A 20,872-nucleotide genomic window follows, 5' to 3' on the forward strand; every position below is an offset into this window, starting at 1 on the left:
TCGGTGCCCTGCGGGCGCGTCGCGCCGCCGAAGTGAGCCGGCATCGGCAACGCTGCCCGTCGTCCACTGCGCGTAACAGGTGCTCGCTGCGTGATCGGGAGGAAGCGCGTGTGCGGGCTGGTGCTGCATCTCATACCCCAGAGCGTCTGAATTGCAGCACCAGACTGCACAAGCCGGTCCCCGGCTCACCTTTGACCCGTGCGTGTGCCGACGAGCATCGTCGGACGGCGTGGGCGGCGTCCCTTGTTGGGTAACGGAGCGCACGCTCGGTGGAACGTCTGAGTTGAAGTGCCCGACTGCGCAGGGCGGCCTCCGGTACTCGCTTTGGCCCGCGTGTGTGCTGACGAGCGTCGCCGGTTGGGCGTGGGCGTCCCTGGTGGGAGTGACGGCGCGTAGGCTCCGTCACGTCGCGGACCGAATTGTCGCCGCGCGCATGCTGCAACATGCGCTCGAGCACGACTTCCCGAGCTTGACCACGAAGCCAATGCTCCGTGGAGCTAACGGCTCGACGCGGGGCGCGGGACGCGGGACGCGAATGCCGGGAATGTCACAGGAATCGGGCGGTGGGCGCTCTTGCGCGTCGATTCGTGTGACGTTTCCGGCAGGCGACCTGCGATGTACCCGGCGATGACGTGCGTGCGCGCCTCAGGCCGTTGTGGCGGGGGTGATCTCGTCCACCGGGGGTGTCGTAGTGACCAAGCTGCTGCTCTGTCCCCGTCTTCTCTGTGCGGGAGTAATCTCGTCTACCCGGAGTGGCGGGTGGGATCCGAGTGAGTGGCGTCGTCGCGGGCGATCAGGGTGTTGAGGGTGGCGGCGACTTCGGCGGCGGGGCTCATCGTGATGAAGAACGGGCCGGTGCCCGCGCGGTTGATCTGGACCGCTTCGCCGGACGCAGTCACCAGACCGGCGCTGCCGTCGGTGTCGATCCTTGATCTCAGGCCGAGTCCGCCGAAGTCGCCCGAGCGCACCTGGGTGACCTCCGCGGACTCGATCGTGCTCATCGGGATGGTGGTCATGGTGATCAGCCCAAGGCCTCGGACTCGGACGCCGGAGGCGTCGATCACGACGGTGGCGCGCAGGGTGGCGTCCACCACCAGTACCAGCGCGACGCCGATCGCCGCGAGGATTCCTGCCATCAACCACTGGCGGTAGGCGACCTCGATCAGGCTCATCACGGCCATCGGGACGAATCCGAGCCAGGCGATCACCCGCGAACCAGGCCCCGAACGAGGGCGCCCGATCCACGCGATGCGGCCACCGTCAGCAGCGGCGAGCCGTGCGGACGCGGGTGGCACGCTTCCGGGCGCGCGCGTTGCGCGAGGCTCGACCGCGAGCTTGTACATCGCCAGGCCGAACAGGGCGCCGACGACCACGCTAGTGACGCACGCGCTCGCGACGGAGATACCGATGATCTCGGATTGGGTCAGGGCCGTGGTTTGTCCATAGAGCGTGGTGGAGTTCAGGACGCCGAGGAAGGTGGCCATTCCTGCGACGGTGGATGCCGTGGCGCGGAGTTGGCGAATCGCCGCCCCGAACGCCAGGAAACACACGGTCTGCGTGCTGGTCAGCACGGCTGAAAAGACCCAGGTGCCCTCGACCGGCTCGAACTGGTCGGGCAGGCCGTCCGCGCCCCAATGCACGGCAACCTGGGAGGGAAGGGAATCCCGGAACACCTGGATGGTGGCCCACGGCAGGAACGCCATCGCGGCACACCAGACCACAGCCAACGCCACGAACCAGGGAAGAAGCCGGCGAGGCCGAGCAGGCCCGGCGGCGGCGAGCGGAGTCATGAGATGGCCTGCTTCCTGAGCAACCCGACGATGTCGTCGAGACCGAGGCCGTGGCGTCCGGCTTCGGCGATTACCTCGCGCACGAGGCCACGCAGGCGGCTTGAGTCCGGTTCACCGATGACCACCGCCCCCCGGCCTCGCCTCAACTCGATGATTCCCTCGTCGCGCACCACCTGGTAGGCGCGCAGCACCGTGTGCATGTTGACATCGAGTGAGGTCGCGAGCTCGCGCGCGGGCGGCAGGCGATCGCCGGGCCGTAGCGCCCCCGAGATCACCGCGCCCCGCACGGTCGCGGCGAGCTGTTCGAACAGCGGCGCCGGGAGCGAGGGATCAATCCGCCAGAGCATAGATCTAGTATAACTAGAACAAGTTGGTCATGGGGTAGAGGTGTCGGCGCTCGCCTGGGAAAATCGTGCCGCTCAACGTGCGGCATCCTCAGTCCCACTGATGTCTGGGTGGCGCTCGGTCGATTGAGCAGTACGTTTTGTCCGCATGCTTCGCTCGACCAGGCGTGACGATCGCCGATCCCGATGTCGAGCCCCAGGCCGTGACCGGAGTTGAGGGTGTCCGGGGAGTAGCGCGCGAGTAGGCTGAACACCGGATGAGGCGACGGTGCGGCGCCGGGCAGGGCACCGTTGACTGTCCCGAGAGGACCACCGCATGAACGACTATTCGGCGGACGTCGAGGCGATCCTTTCGCACCGCTTTGATCAGGGCGGCGACCACTGGACCACCCCAGACCGCCGGCTGCTCAAAGGAGCGCCGTTCAGCACCATCGAGTGCGTCAACTACCTCCTTGAACTCGGGCTCTTCCCGGATGCCCCGGAGGTGAGCGAGGCGCTCGGATTGATCTTTGATGCCTGGCGAGAAGATGGCCGGTTCAAGCTCTGCCCCACCGGCGGCATCCTGCCGTGCCACACCACGGCCGCCGCGCAGGTGCTCTGCCGTGCCGGGCTGGCAGATGATCCGCGGGTGCAGGCCACGCTGGATCATCTGCTCGCCTCACGCTGGAAGGGCGCGGGGTGGCGATGCAACAAGTTCTCCTATGGCCGCGGTCCTGAAACGGAGCACTCGAATCCGCTCCCGACCTTGCAGGCACTCGACGCCTTCCGGTCGAGCCGGCGCCTCGCCACGGACGACACGCTGAACGGCGCCGTGGAGTTCCTGCTGGAGCATTGGGCGGTCAAGGCTCCGATCGGGCCGTGCCACTACGGGATCGGTACCTTGTTCATGCAGGTCGAGTATCCGTTCCGCAGCTACAACCTGTTCTACTGGGTGTACGTGCTGTCGTTCTACGAGACGGCTCGCACCGATCCCCGCTTCCTCGAAGCGTATGAGGCGCTGACCTCCAGGACCATCGACGGTCAGATCGTCGTCGAGCGCGTGGTGCCGAAGCTTGCCACGCTCTCGTTCTGCGCCAAGGGGCGGCCGAGCGAACTGGCCACCCGTCGCTACGAAGAAATCGCCCACAATCTCGCCTGAGAGATGACGAGGAAGCTCGGCTGGGTGCCAGGGCCGGCCGGAGATGGGGGCGCGGTGAGCGGATCCGCAGGAGTGTCGCCGGGCGCGAGAGTAAATCACTTCACTCGAAATCCCGAGCGGCGCGAAAAGTGCCGTCCCACTGATGTTTTGAGGAGCCTCGCCGGATTGAGTGAAGTGATTTACCGCGGATCCAGCCACGACCGCCCGACCTGCACGGTGGCCAGGAGGACGGCGGCGGGCGTGAGACCCGGTAATCTGGCCTCTTGCCGTCCGCACGATTCGAAGGAGCATGCCATGGGGAACCCGCGGTACATCAAGGTCGCCGAGCAGATCAAGGTGATCGTCGCCGGCATGCTCGAACGACGGATCAAGGACCCCCGGCTTGGCTTCGTCACCGTCACCGACGTGCGCATCACCGGCGACGGCCGCGAGGCGACGGTGTTCTACACGGTGATGGGTGGTGACGACGAGCGCGCTGGCACGGCGGCGGCGCTGGCCTCGGCGAACGGGCTGATCCGCTCGACGGTCGGCAAGCAACTCGGCATGAAGTTCACCCCGACGATCGACTTCGTGCTGGACGCGGTGCCCGAGGTGGCCGCCGAAATGGAGGAGCTGCTCGCCAAGGCGCGCGCCAAGGATGCCGATGTCGCCAGCCGCGCCCAGGGCGCGACCTACGCCGGTGAGGCTGATCCGTACAAGCCGGCCCGCGAGGACGCCGAGGCCGAGGACTGACCGGGTGACCCTCTCTGCGTTGGTGGTGGTCGACAAGCCCGCGGGCATCACCAGCCACCAGGTGGTGGCGCGCGCTCGGCGTGCGCTGGGCACCAAGAAGATCGGGCATGCCGGCACGCTCGATCCGATGGCGACCGGCGTTCTGGTGCTGGGGGTCGGACGCGGCACGCGCCTGCTGGGTCATCTCACGCTGACTACCAAGACCTACCAGGCCACCATTCGCCTCGGCGTCGCCACCAACACCGATGACGCCGATGGCGAGGTGACCGATGCTCCGGGGGCCACCCTGCGCGAGGTGGGGCCCCGCCTGGCCAACGAAGTAGCGGCTCTCACCGGCACCATCCAGCAGGTGCCTTCGACGGTGTCGGCGATCAAGGTCAACGGCCAGTGTGCCTACGCGCTGGCCCGCCGCGGCGAGGACGTTGCACTGGCCGCCCGCGAGGTGACCGTGAGCCGCTTCGACGTGCGCGACGTGCGCGAGACCTCCGCCGACGGCGTCACCGTCGTTGACCTCGACGTCGTGGTCGACTGCAGCTCGGGCACCTACATCCGTGCGCTCGCCCGCGACCTCGGCACCGCGCTCGGCGTGGGCGGGCACCTCACCGGGCTGCGCCGCACCCGGGTCGGCCCGTTCGGCGTGGAGCACGCCAGCTGGGACGGCCACTTGCCGCAGCTGCAGCAAGGTGAGCTGTTCGAGTTCCCGACGTTCGGTCTCGCCGAGATCGCCCCGCTCGCCTTCGCCACCGTCGAGGTGGACGCCGCCGAAGCGTCCGACATCGGTTACGGCCGCGCCTTGGCGCGGGACGTGCCCGCCGACCCGACGGCCCTCACCCACGACGGACGTCTGCTGGCGCTCTACAAGCCCGGGAGTACCGGGGGGAGCGTCCCGGTTGCGGTGCTCGTCTGAACCGCAGCGCCTCGCCGCCGGAGTGGGGATGGTGCGAGCGATCGCGCGGGCGGCCTTCATGCCGGCGCTGGGAGTGGGGAAGGTGTGAGTGAGATGGCCGGCTTTCGTGCCGGACCCGTGCGGGATGGTGCGAGCGAGACGGCCGCTTTCATGCCGGAGTGTGCGTGGGGAACGGTCCGTGAGGGTTGGTAGGGTGTTCCGCGGCGGTCGACCGGGGAGAGGAACACGTGAGTGAGTCGGTTGTTGTCATCGGCAACTTCGACGGGGTGCACCCGGGGCACCGCAAGGTGCTGGCGGAAGCGCGCGCGGCGGAGCCCGGCCTTCCGCTGATCGTGGTGACGTTCTGGCCGCATCCCGCGTCCGTGGTGCGTCCCGACGGCGGCCCGAAGCTGCTGACGAATCTCGACGATCGGGTCGCGCTGTTGCGCGAGGCCGGAGCGGACGACGTCCGGGTGATCGAGTTCACCCGCGAGCTGTCCCAGCTCAGCCCGGCCGAGTTCGTCGACCGGTTCTTGATCCCGTTGCGCCCGGCGCGCATCGTGGTGGGGGAGAACTTCCGCTTCGGGCACAAGGCGTCCGGCTCGGTCGCCACGCTGGCCGAACTGGGCGAGGGCCGGTTCGCGGTCACCGCGCTGCCGCTGGTGCACGTCCGCGACGAGGAGACCTGCAGCAGTGCCGTCCGCGCGGCGCTCACCGACGGCGATGTCGAGCGCGCCGCCGCCATGCTGGGCCGCCCGTTCCGCTTCAGCGGCATCGTGTGTCACGGCGATCACCGCGGCCGCGAACTCGGCTTCCCGACCGCCAATCTGCCGGTGCCGCACGGCTATGCCTGCCCCGCCGACGGCGTGTACGCGGGCTGGGTGACCCGCCTGGACGGCCGCGACGGTCACGGCAACCCGCTGCCCGGCGGCGCGGCCGCACCCGCCTGGCCGGCCGCGATCTCGGTCGGCACCAACCCGACCTTCGACGGCGCCGACCAGCGCGTGGAGAGCTTCGTGCTCGACCGCACCGACCTGGAGCTCTACGACGCCCCGATCGCGGTCGACTTCGTCGCGCGCATCCGCGGCCAGGTGCGCTTCGACGGCATTGAGGCGCTCATCGAACAGATGGACGCCGATGTCGCCGAGACCCGCCGGGTGCTGGCGGACGCCGCCCGCTGAGTCCCGGAATCTCTACCCAAGAGAAGACGCCTGAAGCCTGCCGTCGTCCTGGACGACGGCAGCTCCACCCACGCGAAGACGCTGGCTCTCCGGGAGCGGTCGTTTCCCGATTCGGCGAGTTCGAGCACCCGAATGATCACCCAACACGAAAGCGCCCGACCTCAAGGGACCGGGCGCCTTCACTGTTAGCGATCGTGGATCAGCGCACCACGAGCGACTTCTGGAAGACGGCTTCCATCGGCGGCTCGGCGTCGGTGTCGAGCACCGAGACGTTGACGGCGGCGCGGTGCTCGCCGGTCGGCGCGTAGCCGAGTTCGACGTAGAGCGGAATCGCCGCGGGATTCTCCGGCGAGACACCCAGGAAGATCTCGCGGTAGCCGAGATCGCGGGCCAGGTCTTCCAGCGCGGCGGTCATCGCCACGCCCAGGCCCTTGCGGCGGGCGTGCGGGAACACCCACAGCAGCCGCATCTCGGGAACCAGCGTCTCGCCGTCGTCGCGGCAGTCGAGGATGGCGCGGCCGCCGATCTCGCCGTCGATCAGGCCGACGACCACGTAGAAGTCGCCGCGCTCCTGCTCGGCCAGGTACTCCGCCGACAGCCCCTTGGTGCGGCTGGTCTCGTTGGCGATCAGCGCGGGAAGGTCGTCAGCGGTCGCGAGACGTGCCTCAACAGTGTGGGTCTTCGTTGCCTCAGGCATGTCCTTCTCCTCGTTGCAGCTCACTGGAATGGTTCACGTTCAGTCTGTCCGAGAACTGTGGAAACTCAAGTTCGTCTCGCCCTTCGGGGATTGGTTGGTTCACGCCGGGACCTGTGGCCCGTCAGCTGAGTTCCTTGACATGGGTGATGACGTCGGCGACCGCCTGCTGTGCCGAGCCGTACAGCATGGTGGTGTTGTCGGCGTAGAAGAGCGCGTTCTCGATGCCCGAGTAGCCGGCACCGCGCCCGCGTTTGATCACGATGCACTGACGGGCCTTGTCGGCGTCCAGGATCGGCATGCCGTAGATGGGGCTGGACTTATCGGTGCGGGCCACCGGGTTGACCACGTCGTTGGCGCCGATGACCAGTGCGACGTCCGCGAGCGGGAAGTCGGCGTTGATCTCGTCGAGGTCGAAGATCTGGTCGTAGGGGACGCCTGCCTCGGCCAGCAGCACGTTCATGTGGCCGGGCATCCGGCCGGCCACGGGATGGATCGCGAAGCTGACCTGGACGCCCTCGGCCTCCAGCAGTTTCGTCATTTCGTAGACCTTGTGCTGGGCGCCGGCGACGGCCATGCCGTAGCCGGGCACGATGATGACGTGCTCGGCGTAGCGCATCATGGCGGCGGCGTCCATCGACGAGCACTCCTTCATGGAACCCTCGATCGCCCCGTCCGCCTGCGCCTCGCCGGTGATCGGCGCGAACAGCACGTTGCTCAGCGGACGGTTCATCGCCTTGGCCATCAGCTGGGTGAGCAAGGTGCCGGCGGCGCCGACGACGATGCCGGCGATGATCAGCGCCGGGTTGCCGAGCACGTAGCCTTCCAGGCCGACGGCGAGGCCGGTGAAGGCGTTCAGCAGCGAGATGACGACCGGCATGTCCGCCCCGCCGATCGGGCTGGTCAGCGCCAGGCCGAGGATGAGCGCCATTGCGAAGAAGGCGATCACCAGCACCGGGTGCGGCCCGGCGACCACGATCGCGACGCCGAGGGCGAGGGTGATCAGCGTGTGCACGACGTTGCCGAGATTCTGCACCGGCCAGCGGACGGCCTTCTTCATGATGCCCTGCAGCTTCGCGAAGGCGAGTACCGAGCCCGAGAAGGCGACGCAGCCGATCAGGGCGCCGATCATGGCGAGGACGGCGTGCGTCCCGGTCGGGGGCTCGGCGGAGGAGAATTCGACGGCCGCGATCAGCGCCGCGGCGCCGCCGCCCATGCCGTTGTAGACCGCCACCATCTGCGGCATGTCGGTCATCTTGACCACCTTGCCGAGCCAGGCGGCGATGCCGCCGCCGAGCGCGAGTGCGATGACGCACAGGATCAGGTTGATGCTCTTGCCTGGGGCGAAGAAGGCCAGGCCGCCGTCGTGGCCGGGGATCAGGAAGGTGACGGCGGTGGCCAGCACCATGCCCAGTCCGGCCCAGGCGATGCCCTGGCGGGCGGTCTTGGGCGAACTCATCGCCTTCAGGCCGAGGATGAACAAGATGGCGACGACGAGGTAGGCGCCGTTGATCAGCCAGCTCAGCATGGCTCAGGCTCCCTTCTTGGCGTCCGACTTGGCGGCGAACATGCCTAGCATGCGTTCGGTGACCACATAGCCGCCGGCCGCGTTGGCGGCGCCGAGCAGGACGGCCAGGAAGCCCAGCGTCAGCTGCAGCGGGGTCTCGGCGTGCGCGAGGGCCCACATCGAGCCGACCAGCACGACGCCGTGGACGAAGTTGGAGCCCGACATGAGGGGCGTGTGCAGGATCACCGGCACGCGGGAGATCACCTCGTAGCCGACGAAGGCCGCCAGCACGAAGATGTACAGATACAGCAGATCGGTCATGCGGAGGGCTCCTCGGCATCGGTGGAATCGGCGTCCGTTTCGGCCGCGCCGGACGCCGTGGGCCGCGGCGCGGACAGCCCGAGGACCTGCGCGACGACCGGGTGGACGACCTGGCCGTCGCGGGTGAACGCGGTGCCCGCGATCACCTCGTCTGACCAATCGAGCGCGAGCGCGCCGTCGGTGATCATCGGCGCGGTGAAGTTGAACAGGTTCTTGGCGAACATCTCCGAGCAGTGCACCGGCATCCGCGCGGGCAGGTTGACCGGGCCGGCGACGCGGGCGCCGCCGATGCGTACGTCCTTGCCGGCGACCGTTCCCTCGACGTTCCCGCCGCCCTCGGCGGCCATGTCGATCACGACCGAGCCGGGCTTCATGGCCTCGACCATGCTGCGGGTGATGATCTGCGGCGCCCGGCGTCCGGGGACGGCCGCGGTGGTGATCAGCACGTCGGCCTCCGCCACGGCCTTCGCCAAGGCCGCGGCCTGTTGGGTGCGCTCGTCGTCGGTGAGCTCGCGGGCGTAGCCGCCCTCACCGACGGCGTGGACGCCGGTGTCGACGAACTTGGCGCCCAGCGACTCGACCTGTTCGCGGGTCTCGGGGCGGACGTCGTAGCCCTGCACCATGGCGCCGAGCCGCTTCGCGGTCGCGATCGCCTGCAGGCCGGCGACACCGGCGCCGATCACCAGCACGCGGCTGGGCCGGATGGTGCCGGCCGCGTAGGTGATCATCGGGAAGAACTTGGGCGCGCGCGCGGCGGCGAGCAGCACGCACTGGTAGCCGGACGCCGATCCCTGGCTGGTCAGCACGTCCATGCTCTGTGCCCGCGAGATGCGGGGCAGCAGTTCGAGGGCGAACGCGGTGACGCCGCGCTCGGCCAGCGACACGGCGCGTGCGGCGTCCGACCATGGTGCCAGCATGCCGACGAGGATCTGGCCGGGCCGCAGCGCCTCCTCGTCGGAGGCCGACAGCGGGCCGACGGTCCACACGATGTCGCTGCCGGCGATCACCTCGGCCGAGGTGTCGGCCCAGTCGACCTCACCGAGAGATTCGGGCGTGATGAAGGCGCGGTCGGTCGCGCCGCGCTGCACCAGCACGCGGGCGCCGAGGGCGGCGAGTTTCTTGACGACGTCACCGATGATGGGGGACCGGGTTTCGTGTTCCGCACTCGCGGGAACACCGATCACGACGCTCACGGGCACTCCTTAGGGTCTTGCCGCCACAGTACTACCCGCCGTCGTTTTCGTGGGCCGACCAGGCCGGACGGCACGGCAGAGGGCCGGCCGATTTGGGGACGGCCTTCGTGCTCGGGTAAAGTGGTCGGTCGGCGTCAGGACGCCCGCGGAACAAGAGAGCCGTCCATCTCGGGAACGGCACCGCGCAACGGATCGAAGGAGAAGCGCATGGATGCAGCGACGAAGAAGCAGATCATCGAAGAGTACGCGACCAAGCCGGGCGACACGGGCTCTCCCGACGTCCAGATCGCTCTGCTGAGCAAGCGGATCGCGCACCTGACCGAACACCTGAAGCAGCACAAGGGGGACCACCACAGCCGTCGTGGCCTCATGCTGATGGTCGGCCAGCGCCGCCGCCTGCTCAACTACGTTGCGGAGCAGGACATCGAGCACTACCGCTCGCTGATCGCCCGTCTCGGCCTGCGCCGTTGACGGAACCGGCTTGACACTCAAGGGGGTGGCCCAGCGGCCATCCCCTTGAGGTGTACCCGAACCGGTAGAATCGGTCCCGGACGCGAGTGCGTCCGCGCCGGACAACTGAACAAGTAACAGACCACCGCTCACCTGGCCCGCGCTCGTCGGTCCTCGGTAGTGGCCTACGGGGGAGGTTCCCGTGGGCTTCGATCGATGACCGATCCTTTCCTCAACGAGGCCGGAGTTCAGGTGTGGCACGCACCGAAAGGAACACTCCATGGCTATGGAGGGACCCGGCCTTCGTTTCACCGAGGCCATCATCGACAACGGCCCGCACGGCAAGCACGTCGTCCGCTTCGAGTCGGGCCTGCTGGCCCAGCAGGCGAACGGCTCGGCCGTCGTGTACCTCGACGAGGACACGATGCTGCTGTCGGCCACGACCGCGCAGAACAACCCGCGCGACGCTATCGATTTCTTCCCGCTGACGGTCGACGTCGAGGAGCGCATGTACGCCGCGGGCCGCATCCCCGGCTCGTTCTTCCGCCGTGAGGGACGCCCGAGCGAGAACGCGATCCTCGCCTGCCGGCTGATCGACCGCCCGCTGCGCCCCTGCTTCGTCAAGGGCCTGCGCAACGAGGTCCAGGTCGTCGTCACCGTCATGGCGCTCAACCCGAATGTCCGCTTCGACGTGCTCGCCATCAACGCCGCCTCGGCGTCCACCACGCTGGCCGGCCTGCCCTTCTCGGGCCCGGTGGGCGGCGTCCGGGTCTCGCTGATCGACGACACCTGGGTGGCGTTCCCGACCGTGGAGCAGATGGAGCGCTCCACCTTCGACATGGCCGTGGCCGGCCGGGTGCTGCCCGACGGTGACGTCGCCATCATGATGGTCGAGGCCGGTGGCACCGAGAGCACCGTCAACAACGTGCGCGCCGGGCGTCCGGCCCCCACCGAGGAGATCGTCGCCGAGGGCCTGGAGGCCGCCAAGCCGTCGATCAAGGCGCTGTGCGAGGCTCAGGCCGAGTTGGCCGCCCAGCTGCCGAAGCCGGTCAAGGAGTTCCCGGTCTTCCGTGACTACGAGGACGACGTCTACGCCGCCGTCGCGCAGACCGCGACCGACCGGCTCAAGGCCGTGATGAGCATCGCCGGCAAGCATGAGCGCGAGACCTCGACCGAGGCGCTGCTCGCCGATGTCCGCGCCGAGCTGGCCGAGGCCTTCGAGGGTCGCGAGAAGGAGGTCACCGGGGCTTTCCGCGCGCTGACCAAGAAGATCGTCCGCCACAAGACCCTCACCGAGGGCGTCCGCATCGACGGCCGTGGCACCCGCGACATCCGCACCCTGTCGGCCGAGGTCGGCGTGCTGCCCCGCGTGCACGGTTCGGCGCTGTTCATGCGCGGCGAGACCCAGATCCTGGGCGTCACCACGCTGAACATGCTCGACATGGAGCAGAAGCTCGACACGCTGTCGCCCGAGACGACCAAGCGCTACATGCACAACTACAACTTCCCGCCGTACTCCACCGGTGAGACCGGCCGCGTCGGTTCCCCGAAGCGCCGCGAGATCGGCCATGGCGCGCTCGCCGAGCGTGCGCTGGTGCCGGTGCTGCCGACCCGCGAGGAGTTCCCCTACGCGATCCGCCAGGTGTCCGAGGCTCTCGGCTCCAACGGCTCGACGTCGATGGGCTCGGTCTGCGCGTCCACCCTGGCGCTGCTGAACGCTGGTGTGCCGCTGAAGGCGCCGGTCGCCGGCATCGCGATGGGCCTGATGAGCGAAGAGATCGACGGCGAGACGCGCTACGTCGCGCTCACCGACATTCTCGGCGCCGAGGACGCCCTGGGTGACATGGACTTCAAGGTGGCCGGCACCCGCGAGTTCGTCACCGCGCTGCAGCTCGACACCAAGCTCAACGGCATCCCCGCCGACGTGCTGGCCGGCGCGCTGCTGCAGGCCCGCGACGCCCGTCATACCCTGCTCGACGTGATGGGCGAGGCGATCGACACCCCCGATGAGATGAGCCTGTACGCGCCGCGCATCATCACGGTGAAGATCCCGGTCGACAAGATCGGCGAGGTGATCGGGCCCAAGGGCAAGGTGATCAACCAGATCCAGGACGACACCGGCGCCAACATCTCCATCGAGGACGACGGCACCATCTACATCGGTGCCACCAACGGTGAGGCCGCCGAGGCCGCCCGTTCGGCCGTCAACGCCATCGCCAACCCGACGATGCCGGAGAAGGGCGAGCGCTACCTGGGCACCGTCGTGAAGCTGATGGCCTTCGGCGCCTTCGTGTCGCTGATGCCCGGCAAGGACGGCCTGCTGCACATCAGCAAGCTGCGCCAGCTCAACGGCGGCAACCGGGTCGAGAACGTCGACGATGTGCTCAGCGTCGGCCAGAAGATCCAGGTCGAGATCACCGAGATCGACGACAAGGGCAAGCTGTCGCTCGCCCCGGTCGTGGAAGAGAAGGCGGACGCCTGATCGGCCGGTCCACTCAACGCGCGAACGGCGCCATCCCTGCGGGGGTGGCGCCGTTCGGTGTTTCGGGATCTCAGACCGTGTCGAGCAGGCCCGCTCGGAGTGCGGGGGCGATACCCGGGGTGAGCGGCAGCCGGGGCACCAGCAGGCAGTGCAGCAGGTGGTAGATGTCCTGCTTGCCGTTCCAGACCAGGGTGGTGACCTCGTTGTTCTCGTCGAGCTCCTGCCACCACGATCCGGTTTCGTAGTCGAGCAGGTAGTCGCGGCAGAAGTCCCAAAAGTCGCGGTAGTAGCCGGCGTATTCGTCTTTGCCGGTGGCGCGGTAGAGCGCGTAGGCCGCGCCGATCGCCTCGACGACCACCCAGCGCACCCGGGAACGGATGACGGGCTGGCCGTCCCAGTCCACCGAGTAGAGAAATCCCGGCGCGCCGTCGGCATTCCAGGCATCCCGGACGCCGGCGGCGAACAGGCCCTCGGCGTCGGTGAGCAGCCAGTCCGGGGCGTCCTTGCCCTCGGCGAGCAGGGTGGCGCGCAGCTGCACCAGCAGGCGTCCCCATTCGACCCAGTGGCCGGGGGTGCCGCCGTAGGCGCGGAACCGGTCACCCGGGGCATCGGAGTTGTAGTCGGGCAGCGGCGTCCAGTCCGCGTCGAAGTGCTCGTTGACCCGGTACTCGTTGGCGCGGGCGATGGTGTGGATGACGAACTCGGCGATTACCAGGGCGCGTTCGATCCAGACATCGTCGCCGGTCACGTCGTGCAGCACCAGGAAGGCCTCGACGCTGTGCATATTCATATTGCCGCCGCGGTAGGCGTCCGCGATGGTGAAGGTCTCGTCCCAGTCGTCGCGGCAGCGTTGTTCGTCCTCAGACCAGAAGTGCTGCTCGATGGCACCGGTCGCCAGTTCGAGCAGCTCGGAGGATCCCGGGATCGCGGCGGCGCTCGCGCTGGCGGCGGCCAGGGCCACGAAGGCGTGCGCGTAGGCCTCCTTGCGGCGCTCGACGACCTCATCGCCTTCGTTGGCGACCACGGCGTACCAGCCGCCGTGGCTGGTATCGCGCAGGACGCCGCGCAGCAGGCAGTCGACGCCGTGCTGGGCCATGGTGGCGGCACCTGGGCGTCCCATCAGGCTCGCGCAGGCGAACACGTGCACCATGCGCGCGGTGATCCACAGCTGGGTGCCCATGTCGGTGCGCAGCCCGCCGGTGTTGCTGAGCCACCCGAACCCGTTGGGGACCTTCGCCTTACGGCCGAACTCGAGGATGCGGTCGAGTTCGGTCTCCAGCCAGCGGTTGTGTGCGGGGGTGCCGATCCAGTTCGCCATAGCCATCGTTCCTTTCACGTCGTCGTGTCAGCACGCAGGGGACGCCACGGGCGCGACCCAAGCAGGATGTGTTCGAATCGTAACGCTGAAATGTTGGAAAACAGTAGTCGGTGTTTGATTTCAAACATAATGGGGTGGTGTCGTCTCGCACGACGAGCGGGGCAACGGTCCGGCGGACGCCAGCGGCTTAGGCCTGGGCGGCCGCGGGTTGAGGCGACGGCATCGGGTGGCGGGAGGCAACGACGACCTCCACGCCGGCCTGGGTGCAGGCGCGTTGGAAGGCAGGGGAGACCGGGGCGTCCGTCACCAGAACATCAATGGGGTCGAGCGGGCACAGCCGCACCGGCGCCTTGCGCTTGAGCTTGGTACGGTCGGCCAGCACGACCACCGTGTCGACCGAGCGCATCAGCGCGGTCTTGGTGGAGCGCTCCAGATCCTTGGCGACGAAGAGACCACGCTCATCGATCGAGGCGGCGCCGAGGAACAGCACCGACGCGTGCACCTTGGCCAGGTTCTCGACCGTGGTCGGGCCGATCATGGCTTGGCTTTCGGTCTGCAACTCGCCGCCCAGCCCGTGCACCGGGATCGACGGGAACGCGAGCATGTGCACCAGCACGGGCACCGAATGGGTGAAGACGTAGCCGGTGAACCGCCCGGGCAGCGCCTTGGCCAGTTCGAAGACGGTCGTGCCGGCGTCCAGCACGACCGAGGAGTGCTGGGGGATCAGCTCGACCGCCGCCAATGCGATCGCCGACTTGGCGTCGAGTTCGTCGCGGGTGCGCGCCACGAATCCGCTGCCGCCGGCACCGTTGGGGGCGGGCAGGCGCGCGCCGCCGTGCACGACGGTAAGGACGCCGTCGGCCTCGAGCCGACGCAGGTCGCGACGGATCGTCATGTCGGAGACGCTCAGCTGGCGGGTGAGGTCGGCGACCGCGACGAAACCGGCACCGTTGAGGAGCCGGGCGATGGTGGCCCTGCGCGCGGTCGCGTCCGTCGACATGTCGTGGCACTCCTGGTGGTTGGGGTGTGTGCGCAGCATAACGCCCGCGCAGGTCCCGGCGTCCGCGCCCGCCTGCTCACTTTCGGCTAGTCCGCAGGCGGGCGGACGACCTTGAGGACGGCGTTCACGTCGTCCCCGCCCCATCCGTGCGCCACCGCGCTGGCGAGCTGGGTCATGGCGGCCGCACCCACCGGGACGCCGATGCCCCACTGGCCGGCCATGTCGACGGCCAGCCGGACGTCCTTGAGCCCGAGCGCCACCGGGAACCGGGGGGCGAAGTCGCCCTCGATCATCCAGGGCAGCCGCAACATCGACTGGTAGGAGGATCCGCCGGTGTCGGCGAGCGCCGCGACGAACCCCTCGGCGCTCACGCCCGCGCGCCGGCACAACTCGTAGCCTTCGGCGAGCACCGCCAGGTTGGCCATCCCGATCAGGTTGGATACCAGCTTGAATGCTGTCGCGGCTTCGACGCTGCCGAGCCGGTGCACGCCGTCGCCGATCACCGCGAACACCTCGCCGAGGGCGTCCAGTGCCTCGGGATCGCCGCCGACGAACAGCGGCACCTCGCCCGCCTCGGCCTGCGCCGGTCCCTTGCCGAGCAGGCAGGCGACGAACGGGTGGCCCTGCGCGGCGAGGGCGTCCGCGACCGCGCGCGCGGTGGTGGGATCGATGGTGGAGACGTCCATGCAGAGCGCGCCTGGCGCGAGGGAATCGGCGATGGCCGCCCAGGTGGCGGTGACGTGGGCCGGCATCGGCAGGCTGGTGATCACCAGGGCGCGCCCGGACGCCGCGTCCTGGGCCGATGCGGCGGCCGAGGCGCCCACCGCGGTGCAGGCCTCGACCGCCTGGGCGGAGAGGTCGTGCACCGTGACCTCGAAGCGCGGGTCGCGGGCCAGGTTGCGGGCCAGGCCGCCGCCCATCTTGCCGACGCCGATGATGCCGATCGTGCGTACCGTATTCATGTCCTGATTCCTTTCGGGCTTTCAGTGAAGTGCGAGGACGCCTTTGGCGACGGTCGCCAGCGATCCGAGAACGGCGACGACGACCACCAGGCGGCGGGCGAGGGAGGCGGAGACCTTCGCCGCGAGCAGGCTGCCCGCGGCGAGGCCGATCGCCAGGGCGATCCCGACGACGATCCAGGTGGAGTCCTCCAGCGCGGGCAGGCCGCGCGCGGTGAGGGAGGCGATGTTGAGGCCGACGAAGTAGAGCTGCACGGTGGCGACGAAGTCCTCGTGCTTCCAGTCGGTGGACAGCGCGTACAAGACGATGGCCGGCCCGCCGACGCCGGCCGTCACGTTCATGAATCCGGACAGGAACCCCGCCGCGAGCAGGCCGGGTGTTCCCCGGAAGACGCGGGCCCGCTCGCTGGCCACCGTGGCGAGCAGGGCGATGAGCACCAGGGCGCCGATGACGATCGACAGGATCGCCGGGGGCAGCGTGCGGGTGACCCAGGCGCCGGGAATGATGCCGATCAGCGCAGGCAGGAACAGCCCCACCGCCTTGCGCCCTTCGGCCGCGCGCCAGACCTGGGCGAGCACGAGCGCGGATACCGACAGCCCGAGCACCTGGGAGAGCTGGACGCCGGCCAGCGGCCCCAGCGCCAGCACGAGCAACGGCGACGCGACCAGGGCGAAGCCCATGCCGGTGATGCGCTGGGTGGCTGCGCCGAGGAGCACGAACGCTCCCACCGCGGCCAGCGTCGCGGCGTCCATCACACCACCCGGTCTCCGGGGCGGCCCAGATGCCGAGCGGTCGCACGGCGATGCGGCTCAGCCATGGCGGATCACCTCGGCGTCCTCGACCGGATGCCCGTCGAAGCCCTCCAGGGTTGCGGCCGGGCCGTCGCCGTAGACGTGCAGCTGCCAGGGGCGGTCGCGCAGGTCGTCGGCGTTGCGGACGCCCGCGTCCACCTGCACCCGGGGCAGGGTGGCGCCGTCGCGCACGTACACCGGCATCGCGCTGATCGGCACCTCGACGGTGATGAACCCCGGCCCGTGCACCGGTTCGCCGCCGGTGAGCGGATGCCAGCGGCCCGCGGGCAGGTACACCCGGCGGGTGACGGTCCGCATGCCATCGTCGAGGACCGGCGCGACCAGCAGATCGGCGCCGAGCATGAACTGATCGTCGATCCCGGCCGCCACCGGGTCGCCGGGGAACTCCAGCACCAGCGGGCGCATCACCGGCAGGCCGAGGCTGTGCGTCTGTGCGGCGACCTGCCACAGGTAGGGCAGCAGCGAATAGCGTAGCCGCAGCCAGTCGGCGGCGATGGCCAGTGCCTCCTCGCCGAAGGCCCATGGCTCACGCGGGCGCAGGCCGTGCGCGCGCATCAGCGGGCTGAGCGCGCCGAACTGGGTCCAGCGCACGTACAGGCCAGGGGTCAGTTCGGGGCCGAAGAAGCCGCCGATGTCGTGGCTCCAGTAGCCGGGCGCGCACAGTGCGTAGGACAGCCCGCCGCGCAAGGTGGCCTGCAACCCGGCCACGGTCGACTCGGCGTCGCCACCCCATTGGCCCGGGAAGCGCTGCGAGCCGGCCCATCCGGAGCGGCCCCACACCAGCGGCGTCCGGCCGGTGAGGCGCTCGATGCCCTCGTAGACCGCACCGTTGTAGCGCAGCGGGAATAGGTTGTGCGCGTGCCGCGGCGGCGTCCCGTCCGCGAGCGCGGCGTCGTGCGGGCAGCCCTCGCCGAAGTCGGTCTTGAACACGGCCACCCCGTCGGCCAGGAACGGGGCGTGCAGGTCCTGCCACCAGCGGCGCGCCTCGGGGTTGCTCAGGTCGGCCAGCGACCGCGAGCGGCCGTCCGGGGTCGGCGTGCCACGCACCTGCGCGGTTGCGCCCGCGGTGGTGCGCACCAGGTAGCCGGCCGTCTCGGCTTCGTCGTGGATCGGGGAGGCCGGATCGATGTAGGGCAGTTCCCACACCGACAGCCGGAACCCGCGCTCGGCCAGCGCGGACACGAACGTGCGCCGGTCGCCGAAGCGGCCGGTGTTCCAGATGAAGTCGGTGTTGAGCCGGTCCACCACCAGCCAGTCCGGGTCCAGGTGCAGCACATCGGCAGGCAGGCGCTCGGCGCGCATCCGGTCGGCGACCTCGATCATCTCGGGCGCGCTGTGGTAGCGGCAGCGGCCCAGCCAGTAGCCGAACGCCCACAGCTCCGGACGCCGGCTGCGGCCGGTCAGCGTCGTATAGGTGGCCAGGCGCGCGGCCGGGGTGGCGCCCGCGATCAGGTACAGGTCGGCCGCGGTATCGGCCACCGTGAGCCCCAGCACGCTCGGCCGCCGGTGCCCGACATCGGCGGTGACGGTGGCGCCGGTGTTCAGGAACCCGGTGTAGCCGCGTGAGGAGTGCCAGACCGGCACCGGCTTGTAGGTCATCCCGGTGCCGGTGCCGAGCGCGTCCTCGACGGTGAGCACCAGCTCCTGGCCGTTCTTGACCAGGCGGCCGAACTGTTCGCCGAAGCCGAGAATGTCCTCGTCGGCGCCGATTTCGAGGTTGAGGGTGATGGTGTCTGGGCCTGCCAGGACGGGCGGGGCCATCGGGAAGCCGGCGACCTGGCGCAGACGCTCGGCCGTGCGCAGCACCGGGGCCTCGGCCGGTCCCAGCTGTAGCGTGAACGGGCGGCGTCCGACCCGGAGCGTGAGCGCGGGCGTGGCGACCTGCACAGCGTCCTCGGTCTCGGTCACGGTGCAGGTGGTCGGCCCGGTGGTCTCGCTGGTGACGATGCCCAGCCAGTCCGCGCCTTCGGTGAGCACCGGCTCGCCGGGCGGGGCGAGGGTGACGCGCACGGCGTCCGGGCCCACCACCCGCACCCGCAGCGCGAGCCGGTGCTCCTGAAGAGCCGGAAGCGCCAGGTCGCGGGGCAGGTTCGGCATCGTCACCTCAATGCCCTGTGCGAGCATGTCCTCGCCCGTCAACCACCCGGGGGTGTGCGGCAACTCGAGCGCGGCCAGGAACACCAGGTCCGCGTCGAAGCCGTCAGCGTGCCGCCGCACACCGTCCAGGTACCGGCCGATCCATCGCTGGTCGGAGTCGGTCATCGGTCAATCATCCCTTCACGGAGCCGCTGGTCAGGCCCTCGACGAAGTAGCGCTGCAGGAACACGTAGGCGAGCGTGATCGGGATCGATGCGATCGCGACGCCGGTGAACAACAGCGGATAGTTGGTCAGGAACTCACCCTGGAAGTTGAGCAGCGTGAGCGGGATGGTCTCGAACTGCGGCGACTGGATGAACAGCAGCGGGTAGAGCAGCTCGTTCCACTGGATCACGAACAGGAAGATCGCGGTCGCGGCGATCGAGGGCATCGACAGCGGCAAGACGACGTTCCAGTAGGTCCGCCACGGCCCGACGCCGTCGACGGCGGCCGCCTCGTACAGTTCGCGGGGCAGCGTCTTCATGAAGCCGCCCATGATGAACACCGACACCGGGATGCCCACCACGACGTTGATCAGGATCAGGCCGGCCAGGCTGTTCAGCAGCCCCAATTGGGAGAACTGGACGTACTGCGGGATCATATTCGCCTGCGCCGGCACCGACATGCCGGCCACGATGAACCCGAACACGACCCACGAGCGCCAGCCGGTCAGCCGCGCGGCACCATAGGCGGCGAGCGAGCCGATGAACAGCGTCAGGAAAACGGACGCCGCGGTCACGATGACGCTGTTGAGGAACGCGCGGCCCAGATTGTGCTCGACGATGACCGCCAGGTAATTGTCCAGCGACCATTCGGTGGGCAGCGCGAACGGGTTCGCGAACAGTTCGCCCATGGTCTTGAGACTGCCGAAGAGCACGACCGTGACGGGAATGATGATGATGGCGGCATAGACGAACAGCGTCCCGAACCGCGTGATCTTGAAACCCATGGTTGTCTCCTCACTCGCTCGACGGCTGGGTGAGCGCCGCGCCGCGCTTCAACAGCCAGGTCACGATTCCGATGGTCGCCACGAACAGCAGCGACTGGGCGGCGGCGTACCCGAACTCACCGTTGGCGAAGGTGGTGTAGATGCGGGTCGACATGATGTCGAGCGACCCCTTGGGCGGGTTGCCGCCCAGGCCCAGGATCAGGTCGAACGCCTTGAAGGCCTGGATGGTGGTGTAGGCGAGCACGATCGCGGTCGCCGGGGCGATCATCGGCCAGGTCACGTGACGGAAGCGCCGCCAGCGGCTGGCGCCGTCCACCTCGGCCGCCTCGTACAACTCCGAGGGCACGCTCTGCAGGCCGGCGACGAAGATCGTCATCATCTGCCCGGCGTGGAACCAGACCTGGGTGAGTGCCACCCAGTAGATGGCCTGCCGATCGTCGCCGAGGAAGGCGCTGCTGAACTGGCCCAGGCCCACCGCCTCCAGAATGCGGTTGCCCAACCCGAAGTTCGGGTCGTAGATGAACTTCCAGATGTAGGCGACCGAGATCGACGACAGGATCGTCGGGAAGAAGAACACGCCGCGCAGCAGGCTGGAGCCGCGGCTCTCCTTCATCAGGAAGATCGCCAGGATCAAGGCGAAGAACGTCTGGAAGATGACCACGACCAGCCAGAACTTCAGGTTGTTCGCCAGCGCGTTGAGGAACAGGTCGTCGTTGGTCAACGCGCGGACGAAGTTGTCGAGCCCGACATAGTCGAAGCTCGGGCTGTAGCCGTCCCAGTTCGTCACCGAATACTGCACCGATTGCAGCGTCGGGACGACGAAGAACACCACGTACAGCAGCAGCGCGGGCGCCGCGAACGCGAACAGGATCCAGTTCTGGCGCCTGGTCGCGCGGCTGGGCCGCGGACGCGGCAGGCCGGCCGCTGCTCCCTTCCTTCCGGGGATCTGCATTCCGATCACCTCTCTTCGAGCACGGTG

The 20,872-nt window shown here is 69.0% G+C and carries 19 protein-coding genes; 6 read left to right on the forward strand and 13 right to left on the reverse strand.

Translation table 11 applies throughout. The annotated features are described in order from the left end of the window. Positions 1-743: 743 nt before the first annotated feature. Positions 744-1,790, reverse strand: coding sequence for a DUF1648 domain-containing protein (locus tag QM708_RS14840; RefSeq protein WP_415110215.1), 1,047 nt, complete (start codon positions 1,788-1,790; stop codon positions 744-746). After that, positions 1,787-2,137 carry a GntR family transcriptional regulator gene (locus QM708_RS14845; protein WP_415110218.1) on the reverse strand — a complete coding sequence of 117 codons (351 nt, stop codon included), beginning with the start codon at positions 2,135-2,137 and terminating at the stop codon, positions 1,787-1,789. The genes QM708_RS14840 and QM708_RS14845 overlap by 4 nt, the downstream gene beginning before the upstream one ends. A 313-nt stretch (positions 2,138-2,450) precedes the next feature. Between QM708_RS14845 and QM708_RS14850 the strand changes: the two genes are divergently transcribed. The 4 genes from QM708_RS14850 (at position 2,451) to QM708_RS14865 (ending at position 6,071) form a co-directional block, all read left to right on the forward strand. Further along, the gene (locus QM708_RS14850) at positions 2,451-3,272 is read left to right on the forward strand and encodes a hypothetical protein (RefSeq protein WP_415110220.1); all 822 of its coding nucleotides are present in this window, start codon (positions 2,451-2,453) and stop codon (positions 3,270-3,272) included. Positions 3,273-3,566: 294 nt separating this feature from the next. After that, positions 3,567-4,004: a 30S ribosome-binding factor RbfA gene (rbfA, locus tag QM708_RS14855; protein WP_415110223.1), complete on the forward strand. Its 438-nt coding sequence runs from the start codon at positions 3,567-3,569 to the stop codon at positions 4,002-4,004. Between the two features lie 4 nt (positions 4,005-4,008). Further along, positions 4,009-4,911 carry a tRNA pseudouridine(55) synthase TruB gene (gene truB / locus QM708_RS14860; RefSeq protein ID WP_415110226.1) on the forward strand — a complete coding sequence of 301 codons (903 nt, stop codon included), beginning with the start codon at positions 4,009-4,011 and terminating at the stop codon, positions 4,909-4,911. 185 nt (positions 4,912-5,096) lie between these two features. Beyond that, on the forward strand, positions 5,097-6,071 hold the full coding sequence (locus QM708_RS14865; RefSeq protein ID WP_415110229.1) for a bifunctional riboflavin kinase/FAD synthetase: 975 nt from the start codon (positions 5,097-5,099) through the stop codon (positions 6,069-6,071). Positions 6,072-6,270: 199 nt separating this feature from the next. Here QM708_RS14865 and QM708_RS14870 read toward each other — a convergent pair whose 3' ends face one another. The 4 genes from QM708_RS14870 to QM708_RS14885 form a co-directional block, all read right to left on the reverse strand. Then, positions 6,271-6,768 (reverse strand): GNAT family N-acetyltransferase, encoded by a 498-nt coding sequence (locus QM708_RS14870; protein ID WP_415110232.1) that lies wholly within the window; start codon positions 6,766-6,768, stop codon positions 6,271-6,273. A 121-nt stretch (positions 6,769-6,889) separates the two neighbouring features. After that, the gene (locus tag QM708_RS14875; protein WP_415110235.1) at positions 6,890-8,293 is read right to left on the reverse strand and encodes an NAD(P)(+) transhydrogenase (Re/Si-specific) subunit beta; all 1,404 of its coding nucleotides are present in this window, start codon (positions 8,291-8,293) and stop codon (positions 6,890-6,892) included. Between the two features lie 3 nt (positions 8,294-8,296). After that, on the reverse strand, positions 8,297-8,593 hold the full coding sequence (locus tag QM708_RS14880; RefSeq protein ID WP_415110238.1) for an NAD(P) transhydrogenase subunit alpha: 297 nt from the start codon (positions 8,591-8,593) through the stop codon (positions 8,297-8,299). Next, positions 8,590-9,786 (reverse strand): NAD(P) transhydrogenase subunit alpha, encoded by a 1,197-nt coding sequence (locus QM708_RS14885; RefSeq protein WP_415110241.1) that lies wholly within the window; start codon positions 9,784-9,786, stop codon positions 8,590-8,592. The genes QM708_RS14880 and QM708_RS14885 overlap by 4 nt, the downstream gene beginning before the upstream one ends. 207 nt (positions 9,787-9,993) lie before the next feature. On the opposite strand from QM708_RS14885, the gene rpsO reads away from it, so the two are divergent. Together rpsO and QM708_RS14895 are read left to right on the forward strand one after the other, a co-directional pair. Further along, entirely contained in the window at positions 9,994-10,257 is a 264-nt protein-coding gene (gene rpsO / locus QM708_RS14890) for a 30S ribosomal protein S15 (RefSeq protein WP_415110244.1), read from the forward strand. 265 nt (positions 10,258-10,522) lie between these two features. Further along, the gene (locus tag QM708_RS14895; RefSeq protein ID WP_415111465.1) at positions 10,523-12,718 is read left to right on the forward strand and encodes a polyribonucleotide nucleotidyltransferase; all 2,196 of its coding nucleotides are present in this window, start codon (positions 10,523-10,525) and stop codon (positions 12,716-12,718) included. 70 nt (positions 12,719-12,788) lie between these two features. Here the strand turns inward: QM708_RS14895 and QM708_RS14900 are convergent, their stop codons facing one another. The 7 genes from QM708_RS14900 to QM708_RS14930 all read right to left on the reverse strand — a co-directional run bounded on the left by QM708_RS14900 (position 12,789) and on the right by QM708_RS14930 (position 20,845). After that, positions 12,789-14,036 carry an AGE family epimerase/isomerase gene (locus tag QM708_RS14900; protein WP_415110247.1) on the reverse strand — a complete coding sequence of 416 codons (1,248 nt, stop codon included), beginning with the start codon at positions 14,034-14,036 and terminating at the stop codon, positions 12,789-12,791. 187 nt (positions 14,037-14,223) lie between these two features. Continuing rightward, complete coding sequence (locus QM708_RS14905; protein WP_415110250.1) at positions 14,224-15,036, reverse strand: DeoR/GlpR family DNA-binding transcription regulator; 813 nt, start codon at positions 15,034-15,036, stop codon at positions 14,224-14,226. 86 nt (positions 15,037-15,122) lie between these two features. Next, positions 15,123-15,998: an NAD(P)-dependent oxidoreductase gene (locus QM708_RS14910; protein ID WP_415110253.1), complete on the reverse strand. Its 876-nt coding sequence runs from the start codon at positions 15,996-15,998 to the stop codon at positions 15,123-15,125. A 21-nt stretch (positions 15,999-16,019) separates the two neighbouring features. Further along, positions 16,020-16,748, reverse strand: coding sequence for a TSUP family transporter (locus QM708_RS14915; protein ID WP_415110256.1), 729 nt, complete (start codon positions 16,746-16,748; stop codon positions 16,020-16,022). Positions 16,749-16,805: 57 nt separating this feature from the next. After that, positions 16,806-19,070: a TIM-barrel domain-containing protein gene (locus tag QM708_RS14920; protein WP_415110259.1), complete on the reverse strand. Its 2,265-nt coding sequence runs from the start codon at positions 19,068-19,070 to the stop codon at positions 16,806-16,808. A gap of 7 nt (positions 19,071-19,077) precedes the next feature. Continuing rightward, entirely contained in the window at positions 19,078-19,893 is an 816-nt protein-coding gene (locus tag QM708_RS14925; protein ID WP_415110262.1) for a carbohydrate ABC transporter permease, read from the reverse strand. 10 nt (positions 19,894-19,903) lie between these two features. Further along, complete coding sequence (locus QM708_RS14930) at positions 19,904-20,845, reverse strand: carbohydrate ABC transporter permease (protein WP_415110265.1); 942 nt, start codon at positions 20,843-20,845, stop codon at positions 19,904-19,906. Positions 20,846-20,872 lie beyond the last annotated feature (27 nt).

Origin of the sequence: Propioniciclava sp., assembly GCF_047602245.1 — a bacterium.
In the GTDB taxonomy this organism is placed as follows: domain Bacteria; phylum Actinomycetota; class Actinomycetes; order Propionibacteriales; family Propionibacteriaceae; genus Propioniciclava.